This is a genomic window from Colwellia sp. E150_009 (genome assembly GCF_053543955.1).
Genome location: NZ_JBHFOM010000076.1, coordinates 1 through 4774, shown reverse-complemented (window position 1 = coordinate 4774; position 4774 = coordinate 1). Strand labels below are relative to the sequence as shown.

General features: G+C 34.7%; 3 protein-coding genes. All 3 read left to right on the top strand.

Going from position 1 to position 4774, the window contains the following annotated elements; translation table 11 throughout:
- Positions 1 to 82 precede the first annotated feature (82 nt).
- The 3 genes from ACE1OF_RS19380 to ACE1OF_RS19370 all read left to right on the top strand — a co-directional run bounded on the left by ACE1OF_RS19380 (position 83) and on the right by ACE1OF_RS19370 (position 4600).
- Positions 83 to 1780 carry a TniQ family protein gene (locus ACE1OF_RS19380; protein ID WP_448896516.1) on the top strand — a complete coding sequence of 566 codons (1698 nt, stop codon included), beginning with the start codon at positions 83 to 85 and terminating at the stop codon, positions 1778 to 1780.
- A 65-nt stretch (positions 1781 to 1845) separates the two neighbouring features.
- On the top strand, positions 1846 to 3231 hold the full coding sequence (locus ACE1OF_RS19375) for a hypothetical protein (protein ID WP_448896515.1): 1386 nt from the start codon (positions 1846 to 1848) through the stop codon (positions 3229 to 3231).
- A 1-nt stretch (position 3232) separates the two neighbouring features.
- Positions 3233 to 4600, top strand: coding sequence for a hypothetical protein (locus tag ACE1OF_RS19370; RefSeq protein ID WP_448896514.1), 1368 nt, complete (start codon positions 3233 to 3235; stop codon positions 4598 to 4600).
- Positions 4601 to 4774 lie beyond the last annotated feature (174 nt).

Below are 4774 nucleotides of genomic sequence, written 5' to 3'. Positions count from 1 at the left end.
CAAAATCATTAAGAGCACAAAAGTGATCATTTACAAGTGATACTAGTGATCAAAGCTTAATGAGAATAAGCGATCAAAGTTAATGCAATTGGGTGATCAAAGCTGGAGAGAATATGCACCTCCGCATAGTAACGAAAGTATCCGCAGTTATTTGACTCGTTTGAGCTTGGCAAATGACTATTTAGTAACGAAGCACTTTTTCGATGAATATAGTGTAAATAAGCACATTTCAATCAATAGCTGGGAAGAAAGCCTGCTTGAATTCGTACAACAGGTAGCAGGAATTGAGGATACAAGTATATTGTCACCACTATCATCTAATGTTGCTAACATTACTAATGAAGGGCCGCTAGGGTATCGAGCATTATTGGAGAAAAGTCCTCATGTTTGCCCTGAATGTATGACCTCACAGAATCATACGTTATCACATTGGCAGCTTTACCCTATTACCCACTGTCAAACACATGATATGCAGTTAATATCGCATTGCATGTGTGGTGAGAAGCTAAATTGGAGCGAGGAGTTACTCAACTATGGGTGCAGTGAGTGTGATGCTAGTTGGCGTGAAATAGCAGCATTACAGCCCCTCAGTGAAACACCTGCTTATGTGAGGCACTTTCATCAAGTCACTAATGAAGAAACAACTGAATTCATCGAAGATTTACTCACCGCAAGTATGAGAGCACTGAGACCATTTGATTCAGTTCACCATGGTATTAAACAGCTACCTAACTACGTTTCAAATTGGTCTGAGCTATGTGATTTAGCCTATAAGCTATTATCAGATAGGGACACAATTGAGCACTGGTGTTCATCAATGTTATGTACCAGAGAGCATTATTCCATTTTAGGTGACAAGGCAACCTTTTATCCGATTATAACAATGCAGGAAAGGTTGCATAATAAGTGGTTGGTGAGCGGTTTTACGCCAAAAATGTGTGATGTCGTACCCTCAGCTCTTACTTTGCGGTGTAGCCATGTGACTGCGTGCAGTGCCAGAAATAAGTCGGTGGAAGATTGTTCGTTATTTGAAAAAGATGAGCAACTTATTAACCACCTTGACCAATCAGGATTTGCGAAGATGCTAGGTTGTGATTTAGGTCTATCTCGTGAGTTATTTAAAATACCTTCAATCTCAACCGTCACTAAAGTTGGCCGAGGAAGGTTTAGCTTTATAGATATCTCTGATTTTATCAACCAAACTAAAGAGCAAAATACAGCTAAACAACATGAAACCAGTACGCTTGGTGAATTACGTGAATTATTGGAAATTTATACGTTAACGAGTGAGGAAATATTAGTCGAAATTTACAAGTATAAATTGCCAATCTATATTGATTTAACTGCTAATTCACTTATCGATACGATATGTATAAACGAAACAGTCTTGGCGGACTTTCTAGAAACAACGTACTTAAATAATGAGGCTAACGTATCCATCTCACGTGCTATGCGGATATTATCAATATCTCGAAACCAAGTAATACAACTTGAAAAGATGGCTTACTTAGATAAGTTACCTAGTACGCCTTCAACACCTACATACTCTGGTAAATCCATTGCTAACTTTTTAGCTGACTATGTGTGCATCGAGCGCTGGGCGGCAATTAATCATGCTTGCCATGGTAAGGTAACAAAAGCGATAAAAGATCAAGGAATTATATTTTCCTTTGCTCCTTTTATTTATAAAAAATCGCTCGAACTAAACAACTTACTAGCTAACTGCTCTGGACATCTGTGGCAAGCTCAAGAGCAACTAACGTTATTCGAAAAAACTTAATCATTGAAAATAAACATGTCATTGGTTATTATTTAAACAGGACGATAAACAATAACAAGTGAACTATGGCAAAACTAATCTCAAGGACGGTGATTTTACTTTCATTCACCTGTATATTTGTATTTACTTCATTTGCTAATACAAAAATAAAACAAAAGGATTTACCAAAACAATTAATAGATTCCATTAATGAACTTTCTCTTGGAAATAGGTTTCAACCTCAATGGAAAGATGTTCCCATAGGGGCATTTGGTGACAGAGTTCCACCTGAGTGGTTAGATGAACCAGACACTCCTATAGACGCACTCGGTCAAAATTCTATCTTTGATGTCATTCAAGTTGAAATAAATAGAGACTTAGACTTGTTCCGAGACTATTTAGAATATACTAAACGGTTCAATTGTGATGAAACAGAAGAAAGTGATTTAATAGTAAAGAGAAAGGCACCCGACAACTCAATCGAATTGAAGCTATCAACGTTAGGCTCTATCAATGTAAAAGTTGAATCGTTTATTTCAGCAAAAAAGATTCTGAGCACTCAATATAAAATATTTAATACTGAACAATATAATGTTTTTATTAATAAAACCTTAAAAAAATACGGAAAAATGATTCTTCTTAGTGAATCATTTCAACCTGATGAAACGTTAGACGCTTATCTTAAAGAATATAGCCCTCCTCCTTTTTCTAAGGGTAAAGGTCTTCCTTTTTTACCTAACTTAAAGCAGGAAGAAGGAACACTCTTACATAAAATAGAACAATCAGCACAATCAGAATATATATCTAAATATAATTGTAATAAGCGATATTTAAACAAAGAAGAAAAAATAAAGTATCGAATTACACATGAACTTCAGACAAACAACATTCAAAAGCTCTTAAACCAAAAATTAGATAAAACGATAGCAACGCCCCCTGCAAAGCAATGTGTAGGAGAAAACACAATTGCTCAATATAGAGACATTGAACTAGTAATCATCAATGAACTTATAAAAAATAAACCTTACCCTGTTATAGAACAATATTTTGCAGCCAACATGCCAACAGATACTCTCAATGCCAAGGCAAGAGTAAATTATTATAAATGCAAAAAGAATAATAGAAACCAATGTAAAGGCTGTCTAGTCGGAAGTTGTTGTTACAAAGAGAAACGATATTATGGGGAAAGAAAATTAGTTAAATCTAAAGCGGTTAATCTATCTCTACAAATGCTTAATGTTGAAGGCATCTTAACTGCATCCATTAACTTTGGGGATAAAAAACAAACGATTAAGTTGCAAGAAACAAACAATAAGCAAATCTTACAGCAATATGTTCATCCTTCTTTTGTGGTAAAAGAAAGTAAAATCACAATGCCAAATAACATCCAAAGTACCCAAGTATTTGAGATGACGGATAATGTGACCACAGCAATAGCACCACTTATTGAATACGCAATTGAGGCTTTTTAAAATGAAACTTCCATTAATAATATTATGTTCTTCTTTTATAATAATCCAAGGGTGTATAAAAATACCCGAAGTTTCACACAACAATCGTCCGACAATACCTGCCAGCCCTGCGCTAATTATTGAAAATAAAGTTGAGTGTGCGCAGCCTGATTCAAATGATGTTATAGAATGCATAGAAGATGGACAGCCAAAAAAATATTGTAATAAATTGTCTAATACGACTGACAGAACTAAAGTCTTTGATGTATATATAAATTCTCAATTTACAGATGTAAATGGAGAAAGTATCTTTAAGAAAGGTAAAAAGGATAAAGTTCAGGTTGGTTCAAACTCTCTCGTTGAAGAAAGTTATTTTTCGAAGTGCAACTCAGATGGTTCAACCATACACGACACCAGTGTATATATTGAGGTTAAAGACAAAGCTCTTGAAAAGATTGAAATAGAAAATAACATTATCTGTATACAAGGAGACCATTCAAGCGTAAATAGTTGCCCCAGAAGTGGTATGCAATATAAACGATGTAATTTAATTAAAAATTCAAATGAATCGCCAGTAATAGTAACAGTTGATATTGAAGTTTCTCATGTGAATGACGCAGGAAGCGAGGTTTTTCAAAGTGTTTACCCAAAAAATATACCGATTGGCCCCCAATCAACCTATCAAATGAGTTATTTCACAAACTGCGATGTCGATAATAATTTGGATGAGGTAGAAAATGCCAAATACGTCAAAGTAATCAAAGATAATACTAAAGATACTCCCGAAAAGGCAAAAACAACTAAAAAAACACCTAGACTAGATGGTTTACAAATACAGGGTTTAACCTTGTTCGATCCTCTACCAGTAGGACGGTGCTCCCTAGAGTGTGATTTTAACAACCCTCAATCTCATTGCTTTGTAACTACCTTACCTGTAACTAAAAAAGAAAAAGTTCAATATCAAACTGGAATATCGAAATTAAATGAAATTTTATCTAAAAAAGAAAAAGTGGAGCCAGAAACACTTTTAGAAAGCCTCGGAATAAAAGTTAATTCTACCTGCAACATAAGCACTTTTAATTTCAGTAATGGCAGATATATAGCAGACGGCAATAATTGCGGATTTAAAACACAATTGTTACCCGGTTTGGACCTAGTTGGTAATTGGGAACAATCACTATCAATGAAACATTTAGCTGAAGAAAAAAATGAAGCTGTACTTACTTTTGATTCAGGGCCTTTCATCTGGTTTGAAGGAAAAGATCCTTCGAGAATAGCAGACATGAATAAAAGATTAGCTGGGGACTTATTAGAATTAGAGTTGACTCAAGATGGAATATACTTAAGTTTACCAAATGCATGTTTAGTCTCTAAGATCATAGAAAAATAACCAACTAAACTGGCTGTCTATGTAAGCGTAATTACCTCAACACATTAATCCGAGGTAATTATGAATAAACTGTATTAGTTCCGACTTAATCTGACACATCGACTTGAAAAGTTGAGAGTTACCCGTTTTTATTAAAGGTGTCGAATCTTTAATTTAAACAAAAAAAGGTAACTC